The sequence below is a fragment of the Lysinibacillus sp. JK80 genome (assembly GCF_027557635.1).
Taxonomy (GTDB): Bacteria; Bacillota; Bacilli; order Bacillales_A; family Planococcaceae; genus Lysinibacillus; species Lysinibacillus capsici.
Window position 1 is genome coordinate 2,533,223 of record NZ_CP058997.1, and the last position, 24,275, is coordinate 2,557,497.

Sequence of the window (24,275 nt, forward strand, 5' to 3'; positions counted from 1 at the left end):
AAGTACTGTTCTCATTTTTGGAGAACAGTACTTTTTAATTAGGCAGATCTTACTCTCTTCATCATATGCACAATGATTGTGATGGAAAAAGCAATCACTAAGAAAAGGAAGAATAAATAATGAGGGATGTGGATATTGAAAACACTTACTAACATTTTTAAGCCGATGACACCTATAATTATGAAGGCTGTTGCTTCAAGTTCTGGTATTTTTTCAATGATGATTAAAAATACACCTGCAATCGTCCTCATCATTAATATTCCTAACATCCCTCCAATTAAAAGCACCCAGACCTGATCTGATATCGCAAACGCAGCAAAGATTGAATCAATTGAAAAAGCAATATCCATTAGCTCAACAGAAATGACAGTTGCCCAAAACGTGCCGAAAAGACGCACCATCCATCCTGACCTCTTTACCTCTTTTACACTATCCTCATTCCCTATGTGAAGGAAATGAGCTACACAAAGCCAACCTAAATACAAAGCACCTAATACTTTAATAAACCAAAATTCTACTAGATAAACACCTATGCCAATAAATAAAAATCTAAAAAAATAGGCACCTAGCATACCATACATTAATGCCCGTTTTCGCTGTTGATCTGGTAAATGTTTCACTAGTACCGCTAATACCAGTGCATTATCTGCCGACAGCAAACCTTCTATAATAATTAATGAGGATATTAGTCCCCAGGAGACAGGGTCCATTAGTACTTCTTGCCACATCGCCAAATCAAAAAACTTCCAATATGTTGATAAAATTCCTTGAATGATTTCCACTACATACCCTCCTACTTGTCCTAAGCTAATCTAGTATATGCTTGACCATTTTTGTTATGAGAGTAGTATTTTTTAGAATTGAAACAACAGATTTTCTCCCCTTAAATTGAGCTAATTCTAGGTCTGAGACATTGCTTCTTTATAAAATAATTAGCTATATCAAGATAAAACGCTTACATCATAAAATAGACACGGAAAATTTAGAATTTACTAAAAATTAATCACAAAAAGCAAATAAAGTGTGCTATCATAGATAAATGTTTTAAACGTATAACGGAGGATGAATACTATGGAAGTTGCTGATACTAGAACCGTGCAAGTGGAGAATGTCCTGATTGCACATCATTTTTTAAAAGATGTAGTTGTGCACACACCACTACAAAAAAACGACTATTTATCCGAGAAATACGGAGCTAATATTTATATTAAACGCGAAGATTTACAGCATGTACGCTCATTCAAGCTTCGTGGTGCCTATTATAAAATTAAAAAAATCGAGGATGAAGCGCGCGATGCTGGGGTTGTCTGTGCAAGTGCAGGCAATCATGCACAAGGTGTAGCTTATGCCTGTGCCCAATTAAAAATTCAAGCAAGCATTTTTATGCCACAAACAACACCGAAGCAAAAAATAGACCAAGTACGTATGTTTGGACGTGAATATGTGGAAATTATTTTAGCAGGAGATACATTCGATGATTCTGCTGAAAGCGCGTTGAGCTATTGTGAAGAGCATGGTAAAATCTTCATTCATCCATTTGATGATTTTGATGTCATTGCTGGTCAAGGAACGGTAGCGGTAGAAATTATGAATGATATGGAGGAGCCAATCGACTACGTATTCGGAAGTATTGGCGGTGGTGGCTTAATGTCAGGCGTGTCTGCCTACATTAAAAATCTCTCTCCTGCTAGTAAAATTATTGGTGTGGAGCCTGCTGGTGCTGGTAGTATGAAGGCTGCCTTTGCTGAAGGTGGCGCAGTTGCTCTTGATTGGATTGATAAATTCGTTGATGGTGCTGCAGTAAAATGCGTCGGTCATCATACTTATGATGTTTGCCGTCGCTATTTAGATGATATTGTTCTTGTACCTGAAGGCAAGGTATGTACGACCATTCTAGATCTATATAATAAACATGCGATTATCGCTGAGCCTGCAGGAGCATTATCAGTGGCAGCTCTTGATTTTTATAAAGAAGAAATTAAAGGTAAGTCAGTCGTTGTCATCATCAGTGGTGGGAATAATGACATTGGACGAATGCAGGAGATTAAAGAAAAGTCACTTATACACGAAGGATTACTTTACTACTTCATCGTCAGCTTCCCTCAGCGTGCCGGAGCATTACGTCAATTCCTCACTAGTGTACTTGGACCAAACGATGACATTACTACCTTTGAATATACCAAGAAAAATAATAAAGAAAGTGGCCCTGCACTAGTCGGCATTGAGTTAGGTGATCGTGCTGAATATGAAGGACTACTTGCCCGAATGGATGAATTCGGCTTCAAATACAAAGAAGTAAACAACGATATTCAACTATTTGGTTTACTCGTTTAAAATGAAGAGCCTCACTTCTCTGAAAGTGAGGCTTTTTTATGCGATAAAATTTATTGATCGTTTAATTTCCCTAAATAAAAATTATTAAAACTAGTTGATGTTGAAAAAACAATATCGTCTGCGGGAAGAGACATTCTGGCTAGGCGAGAGATTGATATCTGTTCCGCCAGCGTCCAGGTGGCGTCTGATGAGCCGCTAAATCCCCTAAGGGGCAACTCCTCTCCAATCAACCCTTTTAAAACTGTGCCCTTTCATTTTCTATCATACTAACAATGTGGAAAAACGATGTGTGACAACGCCCTCCATAAAGAGTAGTGAGGACCTTTGCTAAATTAATGAGCTGGATTGGAAGGCTACTAGACTCCCATAAGATAGATCGGCACCCCCCACACATGAAATTAGGGAACCTGCAACGGTCATTCATTTACACCATTCATAAAAACACTATGGATGAAATTTTTTACACTATGGAAAACGCCCATACAAGTGTATGAGCGTTTCGATATTAACCTAATAGAGCACGGTCTGAATTCATTTTTTCCCCACGAATACGTTCAAACTCGGACATTAAATCAGGAATTGTTAATTCATGTTTGCGATCTTCACCAACTTCTAAAATGATTTGGCCTTTGTCCATCATAATAAGACGATTCCCTAAATCTAATGCTTGCTGCATATTGTGCGTTACCATTAATGTCGTTAAATTATCTTTTTCCACTAAATACTTCGTAATATGGGTAATTAATTCTGCACGTGATGGATCAAGTGCAGCTGTATGTTCATCTAGCAATAAAATAGATGGCTTTGTGAAGGTAGCCATTAAGAGCGACAAAGCTTGACGTTCCCCACCTGAAAGTAAACCTACCTTAGCAGAAAGACGATTCTCAAGATTCAAACCAAGCATCGCTAGTGATTCTTTAAAAAATTCACGACGCTTTTTGTCCACACCATTGCGTAGTCCTCTATGCTTATTTCGAGAGTATGCTAATGCTAGATTTTCTTCAATTGTCATCGTAGGTGCAGTTCCTGCCATTGGGTCCTGGAAGACACGCCCAATGTATTGAGAGCGTTTATATTCAGGCAAACTTGTCACATCATTACCATCAATCAATACTGTACCGAAATCGGGTGTTAAAGCACCTGAAATCATATTCATCATCGTTGATTTACCTGCACCATTACTACCTATAATTGTCACAAAATCACCGGGCTTTAAATGTAGGTTTATCTCCGCAAGTGCAATCTTCTCATCAGGTGTTCCTTCATTAAATACCTTATTAATACCATGTAATTTAAGCAAGGCCATTACCTCCCTGCTCTACTTTTTTTACTTGTGAAAGTTCTGCAGCACGTTTAGCTTTACGTTTACGTTCTTTACTCTTATTAATAAATTGCGGTAAGATCAGCGCCAAAATAACGATAATCGCTGTAATTAATTTCATGTCTCCTGAATCAAGGAAATCTACACGTAATGCTAAAGCTAATATAATACGATAAATGATGGCTCCTGCAATAACTGCAAACGTTGTACGGATAATAGTTTTAGTCCCAAAAATAGCTTCACCAATAATAACGGATGCGAGACCGATCACAATCATACCAATCCCCATACTAACATCAGAGAACTTCGAGTATTGTGCGATTAAAGCTCCAGAAAATGCGACAAGCGCATTGGAAAGACCTAGCCCCAAAATGATAAGTGTGTCTGTATTTGCAGAGAAGCTGCGAATCATTCGTTTATTATCACCAGTTGCTCGGATAGCTAGCCCAACCTCTGTCTTTAAGAACCAGTCTGCTATTAACTTAATTAAAATCGTGATGATTAATACAACAATCAGCACACTCCATGTACCTGGTACATGCTGAAAGCCTATGCTTTTTAATAGGTTATTGATAGCATCATCGATCCCTAAATTACTCCAAAAAGATTGAAACTTTGAAAAGATTGTTTCAGAGTTTAGTAGTGGAATATTCGGGCGACCTATCGTATTTTCTGCAGTTAACCCCATGATACGTAGATTAATCGAGTATAAAGCAATCATCATTAAAATTCCTGATAAAAGCGGATTAATCTTTCCTTTCGTGTGAAGAATTCCTGTCATACATCCAGCAATAAATCCAGCAACAATTGCCACTAAAGTCGCTAAGATTGGGTGGTAGCCAAGCAAAACCATTGTTGCTGCAGTTGCCGCCCCTGTTACAAAGCTTCCATCAACCGTTAAATCCGGAAAATCTAACACCCGAAATGTTAAATATACACCAAGTGCCATAATTGCATAGATGATTCCTTGCTCCACTGCGCCAAATAATGCTAAAAACATCGTTGAATCATCTCCTAAATCTCTTTATTATTTATATCACTTGTAAAATGAAGATAAAGCGGGGATAGTGCACCCCGCTTCGTTTTACTGTTCTAGAATTTCGGCACCCCAAGAATCTTTAATTTCGATGCCTAAATCATCTGCAACTTTTTTATTGATTAATAATTTCAGATTTTGTGGGTATTGTGCTGGTGTATCGGCAGGTGTCGCTTCACCTTTTAAAATTTTCACAGCCATTTGACCTGCTTCATAACCGATATCGAAATATTCAAAACCATAAGCGGCTAAACCGCCACGTGCTACAGAATCTAGTTCTCCTACAATTAATGGTAATTTATTCGTATTGGCAACATCAATTACCGATTCTAATGCAGAAACAACTGTGTTATCAGTAATAATATAGAAAGCGTCTACTTTACCAATTAGAGACTCTGTCGCTTGTTTTACATCCGCTGAAGTAGATGCTGATGCTTCTACCACCGCTAAACCTTGTTCGTCCATAACCTTTTTCACTTCTGAAACTTGTGCAACTGAGTTTTGCTCACCCGCATTGTAGACCATCCCTACTTTTTTCGCACCAAGTTCTTTTAGGAATGCTACAGTTTTAGAAATCGTTTCTGGATGTAAATCGATTGTGCCTGTAATATTTTTCCCTGGCTTCTCCATTGAGTCAATTAGCTGTGCACCAACAGCATCTGTAACAGATGTAAAAATAATTGGAATATCACTTGTTGCTGTTGCAGCGGCTTGTGCAGAAGGTGTAGAGTTTGCAAAAATTAAATCTACGTTTGCACTTACTAGATTGTTAGCAATCGTTGTGTTAAGGCTATTATCTCCCTGTGCAATTTGTGGATCGTAGTCAACTTTTAAACCAGCATCTTCAATTGCTTTTTTAAAGCCTTCCGTTGCTGCGTTTAACGATGGATGCTCAACAATTTGAGTAATCCCGATTTTATATGTTTTATCATCTGCATTTCCGCTCTCACTTGCATTGTTTTTTTCATTTCCTTTTGAATCTGCTGTACCTGAGCCACCGCTACCACAAGCAGCAAGAAGCAACACTAATCCAAAAAGAAGGAATGACAACTTCTTTACATTGCTTTTCACAAATAATCCCCCCGATTATATTCTCGAATATCTATCGCACTTTATCCAAACAAAGTGTGAATGTATCGCTATATTATCGTTATTATCGAGCTCCGTCAACAACATTATGAATGTTCTGACTTTTAAAAGTGACAAAATATTTTAGTTTTTCATTTAATTTGGCGCTTTAAACCGCTAAACTACGCTGTTTTAGTTAATCGATTTCTTTTTTCAACATAGTAAAAAATATTTATGACAATTTTGCGACGATAGGACATTATAGACAAAGTCTGACATTTGACTTCTACTAGATATCTATAATAGAATATTTACTTGTGTGAAAGCACCGTGGTTCGTAACCATCCCACGAAAAAAAACTAAGGAGAAATGAATATGAAGATAAAATTTTTAGCAGCAAGTGGTATCATTGCGGCTCTATATATAGCTGTAACCATGCTTGTTGCCCCATTTGGTTTTACAGAGGTACAGTTCCGAGTATCTGAGATGTTTAACCATTTAGTGGCCTTTAATCCACGCTTTGCCGTAGGGATTATTATTGGTGTATTGATCTCTAATCTCTTTTCACCACTTGGCATTTACGATTTAGTTTTTGGTGTAGGTCATTCAATGATTACTCTTGGCCTGTTTATTTTAATCTGTAAATTTGTCAAAAATATTTGGGCACGTTTAATTATTAATACATTGCTCTTTACATGTACTATGTTTATCATTGCCTTTGAGCTGAACTTGGCTTTAGAGTTGCCATTTTTCTGGACTTGGCTAACAGTCGCGGCGGGTGAATTTGTTGTATTAGCTGTAGGTGCACCGATTATGTATGTTTTAAACAAACGCCTTCACTTTAAAAATTTGATTTAACTGACGGATCTTTTTAGATTCGTCTTTTTTCTTGACACTATTCTGAAAATACTCTACAATTCTTTCTAATAAATGCAAGGAAGAAGAGTAGTAGCAAGCATTGTTACTTTTAGAGAGCTGGTGGTTGGTGCAAACCAGTAGTACAGACTTGTGAATGGACTTCAGAGCAGCCTTATCAAATGTAAGGCCGTTTCGCTCCCCGTTACCGGAGCAGGAAAGCGCGCAAAAATTGCGAATGAAGGTGGCACCACGGTTACTCGTCCTTTTTATGAGGGATTGGAGTGGCTTTTTTTTTGGAAAAATTAGCATAGAGGAGTCGAGTTAAGATGAGTACAGTAGTAGAAAAAAAGGGATATTTCGGTGAATTTGGTGGAAGCTTTGTTCCAAAGGAGCTTCAAAATGTTTTAAATAGACTAGATGAGAATTTTCAAAAGTATAAAGAGGATGATGATTTTAAGCAAGAATTAGATTACTATTTCCGTGAATATGTCGGTCGTAAATCCCCTCTTTATTTTGCAGAGAATTTAACAAAGCAATTAGGTGGCGCAAAAATCTATTTAAAACGTGAAGACCTTAACCACACAGGCTCCCATAAAATCAATAATGTATTAGGACAAATCTTACTAGCTAAACGTATGGGAGCAAATCGCGTGATTGCCGAAACAGGGGCAGGTCAACATGGTGTAGCAACAGCTACAGCGTGTGCCATGTTTGGAATGGATTGCACGGTTTATATGGGCTTGGAAGATACAAAACGCCAGGCATTGAACGTATTTCGCATGGAACTTCTCGGAGCGAAAGTTGTAGCTGTCGATAAAGGGCAAGGCCGCTTAAAGGATGCAGTAGATGAGGCATTCGCTGATTTAGTAGAAAACTATGAAACAACCTTCTATTTATTAGGCTCAGCAGTTGGACCACATCCCTTCCCATCAATGGTTAAACATTTTCAATCAGTGATTAGCCGCGAAAGTCGTGAACAGATTTTAGAAAAGGAAGGAAAGCTGCCGACAGCTGTTCTTGCCTGTGTAGGAGGCGGTAGTAATGCCATTGGGGCATTTGCTGATTATATTGCAGACGAAGATGTTCGTCTTATTGGAATAGAGCCAGACAAAGCTGCTACCTTAAACGAAGGAACACCAGGAGAGCTACACGGCTTCAAATGTTTAGTACTTCAGGACGCAGAAGGTAACCCACTCCCTACCTATTCAATAGCAGCTGGTTTAGATTATCCAGGTGCGGGGCCTGAGCATAGCCATTTGAAAACAATCGGTCGTGCTGAGTATGTGACCGTGACAAATGAAGAAGTTTTAGATGCCTTCCAAGTACTTTCTAAGGTTGAAGGTATTATTCCTGCCCTTGAAAGCTCACATGCAGTCGCACATGCTCTAAAATTAGCACCAACTTTATCATCTGAGGAAAGCATTATTATTAATATTTCTGGTCGTGGCGATAAAGACGTTGAACAAGTCTTCCACATGCTAACTAAATAACTCAAAAAAGAGCGACTTCCATTTACGGAAATCGCTCTTTTACCTATACCAATGATTTAGGATAAATTTCTGCTACATTATCTCGCAGCTTCGCTTTCAGGAATTTTCCGACAGATGTCTTTGGAATTTCTTCTAGAAAGACGACTGCATCTGGTACCCACCACTTGGCAAATTGATTTTCTAAAAAAGCAAGAAGCTCTGGTTCAGTTACTGATTGTCCCTCTTTCAATACAACGCAAGCTAATGGACGCTCCTGCCATTTAGCATGGGGCATGGCAATGACAGCCGCTTCTAAAACGGCATCATGAGTCATCAGCGCATTTTCCAAATCAACAGAGGAAATCCATTCCCCACCTGATTTAATAAGATCCTTCGTACGGTCAGTAATTTTAATAAAGCCATCTGCTGTTCGTACAGCAATATCACCAGTATATAACCAACCATCTCGATAGGCATCTGCTGTTCGCTCATCACGATAGTATTCGTTGGAAATCCATGGGCCTTTTAAACGTAATTCCCCCATTGTTTCGCCATCCCAAGGTACCTCACCCGCCTCATTAATAATACTAGATTCGATACCTGCCATTGTCATCCCTTGCATCGCTCGAGCTTCAATACGTTTTTCAATCGGCCAATCTTCCATCCATGACATATAATTAGACAATGCCACGATTGGTGTAGTTTCCGTCATGCCGTAGACAACAATATAAGGAATCCCATATTTTTCTTCAAATGTCCGAATGAGTCGAGTTGGTGAAGCCGATCCACCACAGCATATCGCTCTTAAAGAACTAATATCTCGTTCTTTCTTTTCCTGCTCCTGTAAGGCACCTATCCAAATGGTTGGAACACCAGCAGTTAATGTAACCTTTTCTTGTTCGATTAAATCCATTATTAATGCTGAAGTAAATTGCGGACCTGGTAGAACTTGTGTAGCACCCACATTGACACTAGCAAAAGGCAAGCCCCATGCATTTGCATGAAACATGGGTACAATCGGCATCACGACATCTCTTTCCGCAATTCCCATAGAGTCAGACATACTCAGCATGATACTGTGTAGTACTAAACCCCGATGGGAATAGACAACCCCCTTTGGATTCCCTGTTGTGGCGCTTGTATAGCACATACCGGCAGGTGCTTCTTCATCAATATCCTCTGGAAATTGAAATTCTTCATCAGCAGTAGCTAATATGTCCTCATAGGATAAAACATTTTGTAATGTAGTCTTTGGCAAAGCTGGTTCATCCGTCATAATGATATAATGTTTCACTGTCTCAAGTTTTGGCGCAATATTTTCAATGATCGGTAATAAATCTACATCGACCATTAAAATCTCATCTTCTGCATGATTAATAATATAGATCAAATGCTCTTCTGATAAACGAATATTTACCATGTGTAAGATTGCCCCTGAGCAAGGCACAGCAAAATAAGCTTCTAAATGTCGATGCTGATTCCACGCAAAGGAGCCGACTTTTGTTCCTCTTGTCATCCCAAGCTTCGTAAGGGCATCTGCTAAACGACGCGTTCTTTTTGCCCACTGCCCATATGTTAAACGATGTATTTTGTGTGGGCTTGTCCGTGAAATAATTGATTTTCTTGCAAAATAGCTCTCTGCTCGTTTAAAAAAACTAGTTAAAACTAATGGTGCTTGCATCATAAAACCCATCATCCCTTCATTTGTGAATTTCCCCTTGTGAAAATATCATAGAAACAATTTAACAGAATACTATTAATATTCCGAATATTATTATATTTTAATTTCATAATTTAATCTATATATTCCAATAATTTTCTTTTATATATAAAAAAACGGATGAAGTCTAGTCTTCACCCGTTGCCTATCTATTATGAAATTGCTTTTTTATGCAGTTTAATTTTCAATTTTTCTAACATATCTACCGTCATTTTAGCTAAATCATATTCTGCTTTGAAGCCCCACTCTTTTTGAGCCGCTTCAATATTTAAAGAGTTTGGCCAGCTATCTGCAATGGCTTGACGAACAGGATCTACCTGATAGCTCATTGTGAAATTTGGTAAGTGTTTCTTGATTTCAGCCGCGATTTGCGAAGGTTCGAAGCTCATGGCTGTAATATTAAAAGCATTGCGATGAACAAGCTTACTACCGTCTGCTTCCATTAAATCTACAATAGCTTGTAAGGCATCTGGCATGTACATCATATCCATAAATGTACCTTCCTGAATATACGATGTATATTTGCCTTGTTCGATGGCTTCATAGAAAATTTCTACAGCATAATCTGTTGTACCACCACCTGGAGGTGTTACATAAGAAATTAGCCCCGGGAAGCGTACTCCGCGTGTATCAACACCAAAACGATTGAAGTAATAATCGCATAATAACTCACCCGCTACCTTATTTACCCCATACATAGTTGTTGGTCTTTGCAAAGTATCCTGTGGTGTATCTTCCTTAGGTGTAGACGGACCAAACGCACCAATTGAGCTTGGCGTGAAAAATTGCATATTTAACTCACGTGAAACTTCTAACGCATTCATTAATCCACCCATATTTAAATTCCAAGCTAACAATGGATTTCTCTCTGCTGTAGCTGATAATAGTGCTGCTAAATGCATCATCGTATCTGCACCGAAGTCCTTTGCTAAATCATGCATTCTTTGTCCATCTGTCACGTCCAATATTTCAAATGGGCCCTTAGTATGTTCAAGCTTTCTAATGTCTGTAGCAAGTATATTGTCCTCTCCATAAATACCACGAAGTTTTTCTACTAGCTCAGAACCAATTTGACCAAGTGCTCCAGTAACAATAATCTTTTTCATTTCCCAAAACCTCCACATGTGAACAATTGTACTTTCTGAAAGTACAAAAATACATTAATAAACATTGATTTAATAACACTTTCAATGAAATTCATTATAATGTGTTCGTTTTGAAAATACAACAATTATATTAATAATATTCCTTACAAAGAACATACAATCCCTTATTCACAGTATATGAGAACAAGAAAAATATTGTGCTACAAAAATATACAAAACACATTTGTACATCTCAAAAACACAAATCATTCACACTTTCATAAGCTAGTTTTGTAACCATGCAAAAAAAGAATCTTCTTTGCTATTTTTTGCAAATAAGACCCTTTTTGAATATTATTCTTTAATATTAAATTATATCGAAAAACGTTTGACAGCTATTTGCAAAACTTTTGATACTTTGCGCAATTCCTTAATATAATTATGGAACTGTTGCTGAGCTGTTAATTGATCAGCTGTTAACGTAGCAACATGCTTAGTAGACACGGCATTCGTATCGGATAAGGCTGTCAGCATACCCGCATCTTCACTTACCTTCTTCGTGTGATTGGCAATCTCTTGAACCGTAGTAGATACTTCCATAATATATGGCTTAATAGTATGTACTTTTTCTAAAATTTGATCAAAACTTGACGCAGTTTGTCCTGTAACAGCTACACCTTTTTCAGTCGCTACTAAAACCCCTTCCATCATTTGTACCGCATAACTCGAATCTAAATGGATGTTCTGTACAATGGATGTAATCGTTTGTGTCGATTGAACAGTTTGCTCTGCAAGCTTACGAACCTCATTAGCCACTACTGCAAAGCCTTTACCATGCTCTCCTGCTCTAGCGGCTTCAATTGAAGCGTTTAAAGCCAGTAAATTAGTTTGCGCTGTTATTCTTTCTATTACTTCAATCATTTGATCAATCGATGCAGCCCGCTCTACTAAATTAAAGATAGCTGTATTAGATTTTTCAACCGCCTGCTTAATAGCTTGCATTTGTGTTAAATTAGCCTGTACAATTTCAGTTCCACTTTCTGCATCTCTGGCCGTTTTTTGTGCAAAACTTTCTACAACCTGAACCTTTTCTAAAATAACCTGTACATCATTTAAAACTTCCTCTAAGGAAGCAGTATTCGAAGCTAATTTACTAGAAGAAGCAGACGTTGACTCTGAAATAGATTGTACATCCTTCGCTATTTTTAATGTCGTTGTTGATGATTGCTCAGAGGATTTCTGCAATTTCCCTGTCATTTCTTCTACTTCATAAGCACTGTCTGTGACAGTATGGAGTAGTCGTTTCACCTCTGTTACCATTTGATTGTATGACAGAACTACTTCACCAAGCTCATCATGAGCTACATAACTTGCATTGGCAGTGAAATCACCTTGTTCTGCTCGTTTTAATAATGACTTTAGTTGACGGGTTGGCACATTGACTGCCTTCGTTGCAATAAAGCCGATAAGGATAACTAGCAAGACAACCGCTAAGCATACGCCACCTAGTAACCAGTAGCCAAATTGTACATCTTTTTGATAAGCCTGCTGTTGGTCTTTTGCTCGTTGAACCAAATAATTTTGCGTGTCTTCTAATAATGCATGACTCTCCTGACTAATTGGTATAAATGTTTGCACATAAAACTGATCTAGCTCACCATGGTTCAATTGCTTAAAGTTCTCAATGGCTTCTTCCTGCTTCTTAAGCAATGACTTATACTTCTTAATTTGATGACTCATCTTCTTGTCAATTTCTTGGCTATTTAGATGATCTAAAGGCTGCGCCATGTTTTGTAAAATGGCTGTCATTTCTTTATCGTCACCCTTCGAATCTACTATAAAATCTAATCGACGCTGTGATTCTTCTAGCTCATTTAGCCATCCAATTGGGACAAGTCCCTGTGTGTAACTCTCACTTGCATGCCACGACATTTTCCTTAAATAATCTACACTGAATACACCTAGCAATACATTCGATAATACACAAACAATCATGAGTACAAGTAACTTGTCCTTCACCTTAATGAAACGGAAAAAATGCATGATCCTTGGCTCCTCCTCCAACTCTTACCAATAATGATAGTATAGAGATATAAAGCCAGTGTTATATTTTTGTAAATTTTAATCGAAATATTAAGAATTTATACCCATCATTTAGTTTTATTTAGGTAATTTAACTCGCTAAATTAGCCAGATTATTGCTTCTTATTCATACTATTTTTAGAAAAACATTCGCAACCTTCCATACATTGTAAGCGTTCATACTAGAGAATGGAGGTGTTACATTTGACGCAATTCAAGAAGTTAGATTGGAGTTTAGTAATAAGTCTTCTTTTACTCGGCGCTATTAGTTGCCTTTTTGTCCATTCTAGTAGTGTAAATTTTGAACAGTATTCAAGCTCCTTTATTATCAAACAGTTTTTATTTTATGTCATCGGATTAACCATCATGCTTGGAATATCCTTGCTTGATATTGAACAGTTGAAGAAGATTGGATGGCCATTTTACTTCCTAATAGTTGCTTTAACGGCTGGTCTTATTGTTGCTCCTGAAAGCATTGCTCGAACGATCAATCAGGCAAAATCATGGTATCAAATCCCGTTTTTAGGTTCTCTCCAACCCTCGGAATTTTTAAAGTTTGCTTTTTTAATAGTTGTGAGTAAGGTCATTATTGCTCATCAAGAGAAAAATGTCCGCCCCTCCTATCTAGCAGATTTTTGGTTACTTATAAAAATCGGGCTAATTGTCCTTCCTCCTACGCTACTCGTTTATAGACAACCCGATACAGGTATGGTCATGTTATATATGGCAATGATTTTACCGATGATTTTCTTTTCAGGTATTCATAGAAAGCTTCTTGTCGTATTTACGGCTGTTCCTCTAGTTATCATCAGTACGCTGGTAGTGCTCTATGTCAGATTTAATGAATTTTTTACAGAGAAGGTTTTAGGTGCTCTATCAGGACATCAGATTTCTAGAATTTATGGATGGCTTCAGCCTTATGAATATACAGATTCTTCTTTTCAAGTACGCCAAGGCTTTATGGCTATCGGGTCAGGAGAATTTGTGGGCAAGGGCTATCTACATAACAATGTCTATGTACCAGAAAAACATACCGATTTTATATTCTCTGCTATTGCAGAAGAGCTAGGTTTTATTGGAGGAGCATTTGTAATCGCGCTACTTTTTTTTGTTATCTATCGTATTGTCGTTATTACGGTAGTAGCGCGAGACCCCTTTATGACTTTAATGGGGGCAGGTATTTCAAGCTTACTAGCCTTTCAAATTACTCAAAATATCGGCATGACCATTGGGCTTTTACCTGTCACAGGTGTCACCCTACCCTTTTTAAGCTATGGCGGAAGTTCGTTATTATCCAATTTTATGCTTATCGGAATCGTCATGATCATTCATAATTCATATAAGGGGTATATGTTTAAAGTAGGAGACTGACAAAATGCAAGTAGAGACATGTATATGCTATTCTCTACTTGCTAAGTTAAGGGGGGATTAATTCGTTAAAAACTTATTCATACTTGCATTATATTGATCGATAAATAGCTTTGCCTCATTATATGGTAATCTTAAAGCAGCTAAAGCGGCACCACCTACCGGTAAGCTATAAGCACCCACGAAGTCATATTGATTACTATTCTTTTTATCAATAGCGATTAATTTTTTAGTAAATAGCTCCAATTCATTAAAAACGCCACCAGCTAGCACTACTTTGACTTGCTTATGTGCAAACGGGTTTTTTTTGTAACAAGCGTCTATACTTTGATAAAAAACATGGCACACTTGATCAATAATTGTATTGGCTTCTCCATCACCACGTTTAGCGCATTCAATTGCAACCTTACTTAAAGGTGATATGGTATCCCGCGGATGTCCTTCGCCATATACCACTTCAATTATCTGCGGAACGGATTGTAATCGAAAATATTCTAATACCGCTGCTGTTAGAAGCGTTTCAGGACCTCTTTTGTCGAATGCTTTAAATACCGCTTTTAATGTGCGAATGCCAATATCATAGCCACTGCCCTCATCATCAAAAATATAACCCCATCCTGCTGTACGCTCAATTCTTCCAGATGCATCTATACTGAGTGTAATCGCACCCGTACCAGAAATTTGTACAATGCCTGGCTGCCCCAAGGTTCCCGCATACAGCGCGTTCATTCCATCATTCGATAGTGATAGTTGACAGTCTTTCGGTAAAAGCGAGGTTAATAATGCATAGGTAATTTTCTCATTATTATTTTCTGTTACACCAGACAGGCCAGCATGGCACTTTGTAATGTGTTGAAATTCGTGAGGCTGTTGTCTTTTTAAATTATTTATTAATTCTGTTATCGTCTCTGTAAAATGCTCGAAGCTCATGGATGTGGGATTACTTTTGCCTGTTTCTGCTAGCGCCATAATTTGCCCATGACATGTTGAGATTGTTGCAATCGTTTTCGTTCCACCGCCATCTATTGCCAAAACATGCAAGTGCCTTCACCTCTATACAATTTTAATTGTAGATACAATTTCTCCTACCTCTACCCCTGCATCATTACGCACAAATGCAGGAGACAATGCTTTAATACGCTCAATTGTTTCTTGATTTGTATACTGCATTTGTTCCAATACAGAAGCAATTACATTGGGCCACGGACTTTCGGAGCCATTCATAATTTTCAAGGCAAAACTTACTCCTTCATTTCTTAGAGCAAAACAGTATACACCCTGTGCTCCGCCCTTCGCCACAATATTAGGGTCCTTTAATAATGCTGTACAAATAAAGTTTTGCGCTGCAATGATATGACTCTCTTGATTCATTACTGCTGTAAGTTTTATTACTGCTTCACGAATTAGTTCATCATCAATCAATTCTGGTCGTGCTAACTTTAAATAGGCAATGGCCATGTTTTTTAGCGGAATCGCAAAGACAGGCGCACCACAGCCATCAATCCCTGTACGAATTCTCTCTATTTCATATTCACTTAAATAAGCAATATATTTTTTTATCATCTGTTGCAGTGGATGTTCTGGATGACAATATTGCTTGACATCATAGCCATTTGCTAAACATGCAGTTAAAAATCCTAAATGCTTGCCCGCGCAATTATGAAAGAGTTTCCTCTTTTCAAATCCCTGTTGAATATACTGTGTTTTAGGTTCCTCATTTAATGGATAGGATGCTGCACAAATTAAATCATTTTCATTAATAGGGAGTTTTTCCAGCAAAGAGACTAATGCCTCTTGATGATAAATTTCGCCTCTTTGCGAAGCCAGAAATAATGCACTTTCATTTGAAGTAATCCCGTATTTTCCTATAAAATCAGTCATAAAAATGGGAATGGCTTGAAATGGTTTTGCTGCAGAACGAAAATACACAGGCTCATAGTCTTGACCTACAGAGACGAATTCTTCCTTCGTTAGATTCACAGCACTCATTTGTCCATAATGCACATTTTCCATTAATCCTGAACGATACTCCTTTAAAAATTCTGAGTAAGCCACGAATCAACCAACCTTTCTTTAAACAGACAGCAACTGCTTTTGTGCTTGTAATGCCGCTCCTTTAACAACCCCTTCTTTTAATTGATTGGAAAACTGCAAATCAAAGTAGGGTTGTAATTCCTTCCATATATACTGTTTACACTTTTCACTAAGTAGTTTTTGAAATGTCACATTGTGCTCAATAATTTCTCCACTGACGATGACAGCCTCTGGTTCGTATAAACAAACTAGATTATTGATGGCTATAGCTAGAAAAGTAGCTACATCTTGTTGAATATCGATCGCCCATTGCTCACCTTGATCAACACACTGCAAAATCTCTTCTATTGATTGAATATTAAGATTTTTAGGCGTTCTTTTTAAAAGCGTAACTTCAGAAACATACATCGATAAGCATCCTCTTTTACCACAGTGACACATTTCACCAAAGGGATTAATCGTTATATGACTTATTTCTCCAGCTTTATTTTGAATGCCACGATACACTTCTCCATTTAATAATATGGATGCTCCTATTCCCGTTCCAATTCCCACTAAAATACAATTTGAATACAGTGGCGTATAGATATCACCAATTTCAGCAATGATTTGCATTTTTAATTCATTATCTACGATGACTTCACAACCAAAAACACCATTTAAATCTTCTCTTATATGGCAGTTTTCCCACTTCAATTGCTCAGAGGAAACGATAATTCCTTCCTCGTTATTGATTACTCCTGGAATTCCTATCCCAATGCCTAGTAATTTATCCTGAGCAATCTGATATTCTGTCATGATATTTTCTATAGATCGTTTAAGTAGATATATAGCTTCTTCGTATTGATGCTTGATGCTACATTTGACTTCCTGAAAGGCAATAAGCTTCCCTAAGAAATCTAGTATACCTATTCGAATAGTAAAGCAGTCAATTTCTATCCCAATCGTATATAAAGCATCTTCTCGCATATGAATTAACGTAGGACGTCTACCAATGGCTGTTTCTTCCGATACCCCTTCAAGAATAAAGCCTTCCGCTTCTAGCTCCTGCACAATACGAGTAATGGTCGTAGGGCTCATTTTTGTATATTTTGATAATTGAATTCTTGAAATTGGCGCCATCTGCCTTATTGCGTCAAGCACAATATATTTATTTTGTCTTCGCATTTGTACTTGATCTTGCTTTTTCAAATTAGATTCAACCCCTATTTAAACTTTTCTATGAATTGTACAGCTTCTTTGATGTCTTTTTCGGGATTTGATCTCACTTCTCGTTCAATAGTTAAATAGCCATTGTATCCGATTTCTTGTAAAGCTGAAAAATAAAGCTCGAAATTGACATCTCCATGACCTAATGGAAGTTCTCTGAAAAACTCTCCATTTTCCACCATTTCTTCTATTTTATCATGAGATGTTCCAGAATCGTATCCTAAGTACCCGTACACATCTTTAGGATTCGTTAACTGCAGTTGAATACCATCCTTTACATGTGTATGTACAATATATTTCTTTAATAGTTTGACTCCAGCTACAGGATCATCTTTTGTTACCATCACCATATTGGCTGGATCAAAATTAACCGATACACCGTTCGTTGATAGCTTATCTAAAAACTCTTTTAATGTTTTACTCGTTTCTGGCCCTGTTTCAATCGCAAAATAAGCATCTAATGATGTAGCATATTGTCCTAATTCTTCACAAGCTTCCAGCATTGTTTGATAGATTGGGTCATTTTCATCTTCAGGAATAATACCGATATGGGTTGTAACAATGGATGTTCCTAGGTCCTTGGCTAATTGCAGTATTTCTTTCGATTTCTTTATTTTCCAAGCATTTTCTGCTTTATCTTGGAAGCCATGTCCTCCTAAATCTCCACATAAGGCGGAGATTTCTAGACCTAACCCTAAAATATACGCCTTCAATTCTGCTCTTTGTTCAGCATTTAGGTTATCGGGGTCCAACTCACCTGAAACGGCATACATTTGTACCCCCTGTGCCCCAACTTCTTTCGCCTTTAACAAACCTTCACGAATAGGTAAACGAAAGCTGTCTACTATCACACCGATTTTATTATCCAATTTCACCATTTTAATAAACAACCTCCTTTCCTTCAGTTGCAGAAATATAAATACCTTCTAAGATTTTCATAATTTCTACCCCATCCTCCACAGGTGCAACTGAATCATAATGATGAAGGCAACAATCAACAAATGAATTAATTTCATTTTGAAAGGCAGTTGCAAAATCAAAAGTTAGATCGTTAATTTGAGGATGAATATTTAAAATCGTATTATGCTCTTCACTTACAATTTTTAATTCAGGCTCTAGCTCTGCTCCACCATTCGTGCCATATAGCTTAATACTTATTTCATCTTTTAAAGCATGTAGTGTATAGGAAACGTCTACCATTAGCGATGCTCCATTCTCAAATGTAATGAGGGCATTTGCTAAGTCTTCTACTGTGTTTTTCGTTGCATCATAGTCTGCAGCCTTGTAGAAGGATAAATTTTCTATATGATTTCGATTTCCTAATTGATTGTAAGTATGACCTGTTATACGTTTCACCTTTGGTCTACCCATTAAGTACCAGCATATATCAATTACATGTACCCCTAGATCAATTAAAGGTCCACCGCCAGACTTATCAATTTCGGCAAACCAGCCTCCTGGATTCCCTAATCTTCTTAGGCAGGAAGCTTTGGCATAATAAATATCGCCCAATTTGTTATCGTCGATGAAGCTTTTCAGTACTTTGGTATTTGTTGCAAATCGTCTTACATAGCCCACTTGAAATACTTTCTGATGCTTTTCTGCAACCTTTTGGATATTTAGAGCCTCTGCATAAGTCATAGATAGCGGCTTTTCTATTAGAACATGTAAGTCATTTTCCAAAGCAAAAATCGCCAATTCTGCATGCGTATTATTCCATGTACAAATACTGACAGCATCCACATTTTTATCTGCGAATAGCTCTTCTTTTGAAGAAAAAACATGTGTTGCTCCAAATTGGGCTGCTTTTGCTTTGCCTCGTTCAATGGAAGCATCATACACGCCATATAATTCAACGTATGGATTATTCGTATAGGAACCTAAGTGAAAATCTGAAATAGAACCTGTGCCAATTACACAAACTTTTAATTTGTCCATGTGCTTTCCTCCTTTAGAGCTTGCATTCATTCCATAAACGACGTACATTATCCATCCCTATTTTTGAACCAACTTGGCAATCTTCCATCCCTTCAAACTCAATAGTAAGATAGCCATCATATCCACTGCCTTTTACGAGTTTAATAATTTCTCGAATATTTATATCACCATGCCCGACAATAGCACCTCTGATGTAGTTGTTATGAACTGTACGGAACCACTCGCCCTCACCTGGATTTTCATAATAAGGACGAATATAAAAATCTTTGAAATGCACTGTAGCAGCATAAGGAATGTTTTTCATAACACCAATGAGAGGCTCTTCATCAATACATAAAAAATTACCGATATCTAAAGTTGTTTTAAAGTTGTCTCTGTTTACCGCATGAATTAATTGTTGTACACGATCACTTGTTTGAACATTAAAGCCATGATTTTCAATCGTTGTCGTAATATTAAATTGTTTCGCGTAATCTGCAATTAACTGACAGCCTCTAACCATTTCTTCAAAATGCTCGTTGTAATAATGAATGGATGTTTGCTCCTTTGGTAAGGTAAAGAGAGTAACGTCATGGCGCATAATGTGAATACCCATGTGATGTACTACATCAATATGTTTCTTTAAACGTTCAACTTCTTCTAAAAAAGCTTCCTCCGTATCCTGAATAAAGTTAGCAGGTAACGAATAGGCGGATAACTCTAATCCTAGCTCTGCTGCTTTATCTTTAATTTCAGTTGCAAGTTCATAGTTATCTACAACCGTAAATTCATAGGGCACTAATTCTACATGCTGACCACCGTTGTCTGCTACCCATTGTAAAACATCTAGAACATCCATCTCTCCCTGTCTCATTTTTTTAACCATGCTGTATGTGCTTAACCCTATTTTCATTTATAAACATCCTCTCCATTAGTTAACAAAGTGACATGCAACACTTTGCTCTTCGTTAATTTTCCTCATTTCTGGTATAGCTTGCTTACATATATCTGATGCAAAGGGGCACCTTGTGTGGAAGGTACAACCACTCGGCGGATTTTTAGGATTTGGAATATCACCAGTTAAAACGATCTTCTTTTTTCGTAATGTTGGGTCTGCAATCGGTACGGAAGCAATGAGCGCTTGTGTATAGGGATGCTTTGGTTCATTAAATATGGTTTCTTTACGCCCAATTTCTACAATGGATCCTAAATACATAACCCCAATATAATGGCTAATATGTTCTACAACACTTAAATCGTGAGAAATAAAGAGATAAGATATTTTATATTCTTGCTGCAATTGCTTTAATAGATTCAATATTTGTGATTGTATAGATACATCCAACGCAGACACAGGCTCATCAGCAATAATTAATTTTGGCTTTGTTATTAAAGCACGGGCAATACCCAAACGCTGTCTTTGTCCACCACTGAACTCATGTGCATAGCGATCAGCATGTTCAGCATTTAATCCAACGACTTCCAGCATTTCAAGCACTAGTTTTTCACGCTCTACTTTCGAAAGTTTTGTATGAATTTCTAAAGGCTCTCCAACAAGCTCCTTGACCTTCATTCTTGGATTCAATGAGGCATATGGGTCTTGAAAAATCATTTGAACAGTTTGCCTTAAGTGCCTTAATTCAGATGGCTTTGCAGTAGCTACTTCTTTCCCATCCACAACGATACTTCCATTCGTTGGTGCTATTAATCTAGTAATTAATCTGCCCGTAGTAGATTTCCCACAACCACTTTCCCCAACTAAACTAAATGTCGTACCTTCTTCTATTTCAAAGGAGACATCTATAACTGCGTTAACATATTGCTTTTTTTGAAATAACCCTCCGGCTATTTGAAAGCTCTTTTTTAAATTCTCCACTTTTAATATACTGTTAGGCATTTACTTCCACATCCTTTTTCACATATAGCCAGCAGCTACATTGGCGTGTAGCTGAAATTTTTACTGTCGGTGGACTCTCCTGATGGCATATAGACATCGCTTGATTACAACGTGGAGCAAATTTACAACCATTCGGCATATTTTGTGGGGATGGTACTTGACCATTGATAGAATCTAATACTTCTTTGTTATCACCAATTTTCGGTACAGATGCAATTAAACCTTTTGTATAGGGATGCTTGGGGCTAGCAAATAATTCAAAGACATCTGCTTCCTCTACAACCTGCCCTGCATACATGACCACTACCCTATCGCACATTTCTGCCACAACACCTAAATCATGTGTAATTAATAAAATAGCTGTCTCATTTTCTTCCTTTAGCTTTTTCATTAGCTCTAAAATTTGAGCTTGTATCGTGACATCAAGCGCAGTGGTTGGTTCGTCGGCAATAAGTAAATTAGGGTGGCAGGCCATAGCCATTGCAATCATTACCCGTTGGCGCATTCCTCCTGAGAGCTGATGTGGATATTCATAAATGATTTCCTCGGCTCTTCCTATGCCCACGCTTTTTAACATTTGGATTGCATGATGCTTACTTTCGTTTTTCGGCAGCTTCAAATGCATCTCAATTGCTTCCATTAACTGCTTGCCTATTTTTAAGACAGGATTTAAAGAAGTCATGGGCTCTTGAAAAATCATGGCCATTTGCTTGCCACGAATCTTCCGAATTTCTGATTCGGACATTTTCGTCAAGTCATGTCCATTAAAATGTATAGAGCCATTGACGATTTTGCCTGTAGTACCGTGAAATAATTGCATGATGGATAACGATGTTAAGCTTTTTCCACTGCCCGATTCTCCCACTAAGCCTACTATCTCTCCTTTACGGATGGAAAAATTGACACCTCTTAAAATTTTGATTTCCTTATTATCACGCGTAAAGGACGTTTCTAAGTCAATTACTCGCAATACATGTTCTGGCATAGGCATTCTCCTTAATTATTTTTTATTTTTGGATCTAACACATCTCGTAATCCATCACCTATTAAGTTAAATGCTAGTACGGTTAAAAATATGGCAATACCTGGCATGATGACTACATGCGAAGATGTCCCTAAATAGTCGCGCCCACTACTTAGCATTACTCCCCACTCAGGCATTTCAGGGCTTGCACCTAAGCCTAAAAAACTTAAACCAGAAGCTGCTAAAATGGCTGTCCCTATACGCATTGTGACAAAAATGATTAACTCACTAATTGTTTCAGGGAAAATATGTTTCCACAGCACTCTAACATGCGATGCTCCCATAGATTGTGCTGCTTCTACATAGACATTCTCCTTCGCATTCAATGTAGCACCTCTGACTAAACGAGCAAAAGATGGCACACTAAAGATCATCACAGCAATGATGACATTATTAATACCAGGGCCCAATAAGGCTACAATGGCAATCGCTAATAATAAATCAGGGAATGAAAACAACACATCACAGCTACGCATGATGATTTTGTCAACCCACCCACCGAAGTAACCGCTAATTAAACCTAAAATAGTTCCTAGTATTAAGCCTAAAAATACGGCACTGAAACTCACCATTAAGGATATTTTTGCGCCTACTATTAAACGACTAAAAATATCTCGACCATACTCGTCCGTTCCTGCCAAATGACTTGCACTTGGTCCCTCTAATAAAGCATTATAATTCGGTTCAAAAGGATCGTAAGGTGCGATATAAGGGCCAATAATAGCGATTACAATTAACAATCCTATAAAGATACTTGCTACCAAAGCAGCCTTTTGTTTTTTAAAAGACTTCCAAAATTCTTTAAGAGGAGAGTATTTTCTTTGTGTATTTTGCACTTGGCTATTTTGCACAGTAGTTGGTGAAGTCATTTTGTTCCCTCCCTTAAGAATTTAATTGGATTTTTGGATTTAACACGGTATAAAGCACATCAACGATTAAATTGACTAAAATAAATTCAAATGCAAATAACAGCAGTGCAGACTGAATGACGGGATAATCTCGAAAGGCAATCGAATCAATTAAAAGTCGTCCCATCCCTGGAAAACTAAAGACTGTCTCCACTACCACCGATCCTCCTAAGAGAAATCCGAATTGCAGACCTGCTACTGTTACCACAGAAATCAAGGAATTTCTTAAAGCATGGGTCACAATAACGGAGTGTTCTTTCAATCCTTTTGCTCTCCCTGTTCTTATAAAATCTGCTTGTAACGTTTCAAGCATGGAAGAACGAGTAAATCGCGCAATCATTGACATAATGCCAGCCCCTAAAGTCAAGGAGGGCAAAATATAACTAGAAAAGCCATCTAATCCACCTGTCGGAAATAGCCCTAGCTGCACTGAAAATAATTGAATTAATAATAAGCCCAACCAAAATCCTGGAATTGAGATGCCAGAAACAGCCGTTACCATACCAAAATAATCAGGCCATTTGTTTTTATTGATGGCAGAAAGAACACCAATCACCAAACCCATTAATGTAGCCCAAAACATGGAAAGGAAAGTAAGATGAAGAGAAGGCATAAACCTTGTTTTAAACATATCTATGACAGGTAGTCCTGTTGTTAAAGATGTTCCAAGCTCACCCGTCACAAGATTTTTCATATAATCCATGTATTGTTTAAGAATGGGTTTATCTAAACCTAACTCATGGCGTACATTTTCAACATCTTCTAGCGTGGCATCCTTACCAGCTACTAATCTTGCAGGGTCACCTGGTATGAAATGAATAAATAAGAATGTTAATATAGAAATGACAATTAATATCGGTATCATTTCAACAGTTCTTCTTGCTATATACTTCCACATGTGGCCTTCCTCCTTTCTATTTTTATGGAAAAGGAATTGACGAGCAT

21 protein-coding genes, 1 riboswitch and 1 other annotated feature are annotated in these 24,275 nt (G+C 37.6%); of the genes, 4 read left to right on the forward strand and 17 right to left on the reverse strand.

Annotated elements, in window-relative coordinates:
* Window positions 1-38 precede the first annotated feature (38 nt).
* The gene (locus HXV90_RS12945) at window positions 39-782 is read right to left on the reverse strand and encodes a TerC family protein (RefSeq protein ID WP_269897367.1); all 744 of its coding nucleotides are present in this window, start codon (window positions 780-782) and stop codon (window positions 39-41) included.
* Window positions 783-1,071: 289 nt separating this feature from the next.
* On the opposite strand from HXV90_RS12945, the gene ilvA reads away from it, so the two are divergent.
* Window positions 1,072-2,334, forward strand: coding sequence for a threonine ammonia-lyase IlvA (ilvA, locus tag HXV90_RS12950; protein ID WP_048393422.1), 1,263 nt, complete (start codon window positions 1,072-1,074; stop codon window positions 2,332-2,334).
* 505 nt (window positions 2,335-2,839) lie between these two features.
* Here the strand turns inward: ilvA and HXV90_RS12955 are convergent.
* From HXV90_RS12955 to HXV90_RS12965, 3 genes are all read right to left on the reverse strand, one after another.
* Window positions 2,840-3,634, reverse strand: coding sequence for an ABC transporter ATP-binding protein (locus HXV90_RS12955; RefSeq protein WP_269897368.1), 795 nt, complete (start codon window positions 3,632-3,634; stop codon window positions 2,840-2,842).
* Window positions 3,627-4,655, reverse strand: a complete 1,029-nt coding sequence (locus HXV90_RS12960) for an ABC transporter permease (RefSeq protein ID WP_009371612.1) — start codon at window positions 4,653-4,655, stop codon at window positions 3,627-3,629. Before HXV90_RS12960 ends, HXV90_RS12955 begins: the two co-directional genes overlap by 8 nt.
* 84 nt (window positions 4,656-4,739) lie before the next feature.
* On the reverse strand, window positions 4,740-5,762 hold the full coding sequence (locus tag HXV90_RS12965) for an ABC transporter substrate-binding protein (RefSeq protein ID WP_054549123.1): 1,023 nt from the start codon (window positions 5,760-5,762) through the stop codon (window positions 4,740-4,742).
* A 321-nt stretch (window positions 5,763-6,083) separates the two neighbouring features.
* Window positions 6,084-6,128, forward strand: a riboswitch (PreQ1 riboswitch).
* A 6-nt stretch (window positions 6,129-6,134) separates the two neighbouring features.
* Between HXV90_RS12965 and HXV90_RS12970 the strand changes: the two genes are divergently transcribed.
* Both HXV90_RS12970 and trpB read left to right on the forward strand, forming a co-directional pair.
* A complete protein-coding gene (locus tag HXV90_RS12970; RefSeq protein ID WP_048393417.1) occupies window positions 6,135-6,617 on the forward strand; it encodes a QueT transporter family protein in 483 nt (160 codons plus the stop codon).
* Between the two features lie 68 nt (window positions 6,618-6,685).
* Window positions 6,686-6,885, forward strand: a binding site (T-box leader).
* A 58-nt stretch (window positions 6,886-6,943) separates the two neighbouring features.
* Window positions 6,944-8,107: a tryptophan synthase subunit beta gene (trpB, locus tag HXV90_RS12975; RefSeq protein ID WP_054549122.1), complete on the forward strand. Its 1,164-nt coding sequence runs from the start codon at window positions 6,944-6,946 to the stop codon at window positions 8,105-8,107.
* 43 nt (window positions 8,108-8,150) lie between these two features.
* Here the strand turns inward: trpB and HXV90_RS12980 are convergent, their stop codons facing one another.
* From HXV90_RS12980 to HXV90_RS12990, 3 genes are all read right to left on the reverse strand, one after another.
* The gene (locus HXV90_RS12980) at window positions 8,151-9,770 is read right to left on the reverse strand and encodes a long-chain fatty acid--CoA ligase (protein ID WP_066037065.1); all 1,620 of its coding nucleotides are present in this window, start codon (window positions 9,768-9,770) and stop codon (window positions 8,151-8,153) included.
* A 188-nt stretch (window positions 9,771-9,958) separates the two neighbouring features.
* On the reverse strand, window positions 9,959-10,912 hold the full coding sequence (locus tag HXV90_RS12985; RefSeq protein WP_004225462.1) for an L-threonine 3-dehydrogenase: 954 nt from the start codon (window positions 10,910-10,912) through the stop codon (window positions 9,959-9,961).
* Between the two features lie 351 nt (window positions 10,913-11,263).
* A complete protein-coding gene (locus tag HXV90_RS12990) occupies window positions 11,264-12,934 on the reverse strand; it encodes a methyl-accepting chemotaxis protein (protein ID WP_269897369.1) in 1,671 nt (556 codons plus the stop codon).
* Between the two features lie 234 nt (window positions 12,935-13,168).
* On the opposite strand from HXV90_RS12990, the gene HXV90_RS12995 reads away from it, so the two are divergent.
* On the forward strand, window positions 13,169-14,344 hold the full coding sequence (locus HXV90_RS12995) for an FtsW/RodA/SpoVE family cell cycle protein (RefSeq protein ID WP_254660008.1): 1,176 nt from the start codon (window positions 13,169-13,171) through the stop codon (window positions 14,342-14,344).
* A 57-nt stretch (window positions 14,345-14,401) separates the two neighbouring features.
* On the opposite strand, the gene HXV90_RS13000 is transcribed toward HXV90_RS12995, so the two are convergent.
* The 10 genes from HXV90_RS13000 to nikB are packed head-to-tail and all read right to left on the reverse strand — an operon-like array spanning window position 14,402 to window position 24,228.
* A complete protein-coding gene (locus tag HXV90_RS13000; protein ID WP_269897370.1) occupies window positions 14,402-15,382 on the reverse strand; it encodes an N-acetylglucosamine kinase in 981 nt (326 codons plus the stop codon).
* Between the two features lie 12 nt (window positions 15,383-15,394).
* On the reverse strand, window positions 15,395-16,396 hold the full coding sequence (locus HXV90_RS13005; RefSeq protein ID WP_269897371.1) for an asparaginase: 1,002 nt from the start codon (window positions 16,394-16,396) through the stop codon (window positions 15,395-15,397).
* Between the two features lie 18 nt (window positions 16,397-16,414).
* Window positions 16,415-17,566 (reverse strand): ROK family transcriptional regulator, encoded by a 1,152-nt coding sequence (locus HXV90_RS13010; RefSeq protein ID WP_048393408.1) that lies wholly within the window; start codon window positions 17,564-17,566, stop codon window positions 16,415-16,417.
* Between the two features lie 14 nt (window positions 17,567-17,580).
* Window positions 17,581-18,462, reverse strand: coding sequence for a sugar phosphate isomerase/epimerase family protein (locus tag HXV90_RS13015; protein ID WP_269897372.1), 882 nt, complete (start codon window positions 18,460-18,462; stop codon window positions 17,581-17,583).
* Between the two features lies 1 nt (window position 18,463).
* A complete protein-coding gene (locus HXV90_RS13020) occupies window positions 18,464-19,522 on the reverse strand; it encodes a Gfo/Idh/MocA family protein (protein WP_048393404.1) in 1,059 nt (352 codons plus the stop codon).
* A 13-nt stretch (window positions 19,523-19,535) separates the two neighbouring features.
* The gene (locus HXV90_RS13025; RefSeq protein WP_112117293.1) at window positions 19,536-20,414 is read right to left on the reverse strand and encodes a sugar phosphate isomerase/epimerase family protein; all 879 of its coding nucleotides are present in this window, start codon (window positions 20,412-20,414) and stop codon (window positions 19,536-19,538) included.
* A gap of 18 nt (window positions 20,415-20,432) precedes the next feature.
* The gene (locus tag HXV90_RS13030) at window positions 20,433-21,398 is read right to left on the reverse strand and encodes an ABC transporter ATP-binding protein (RefSeq protein WP_048393399.1); all 966 of its coding nucleotides are present in this window, start codon (window positions 21,396-21,398) and stop codon (window positions 20,433-20,435) included.
* Entirely contained in the window at window positions 21,391-22,383 is a 993-nt protein-coding gene (locus HXV90_RS13035) for an ABC transporter ATP-binding protein (protein ID WP_054549115.1), read from the reverse strand. Before HXV90_RS13035 ends, HXV90_RS13030 begins: the two co-directional genes overlap by 8 nt.
* An 11-nt stretch (window positions 22,384-22,394) precedes the next feature.
* Complete coding sequence (locus tag HXV90_RS13040; RefSeq protein WP_048393395.1) at window positions 22,395-23,291, reverse strand: ABC transporter permease; 897 nt, start codon at window positions 23,289-23,291, stop codon at window positions 22,395-22,397.
* Window positions 23,292-23,304: 13 nt separating this feature from the next.
* Entirely contained in the window at window positions 23,305-24,228 is a 924-nt protein-coding gene (nikB, locus tag HXV90_RS13045) for a nickel ABC transporter permease (RefSeq protein ID WP_054549113.1), read from the reverse strand.
* Window positions 24,229-24,275 lie beyond the last annotated feature (47 nt).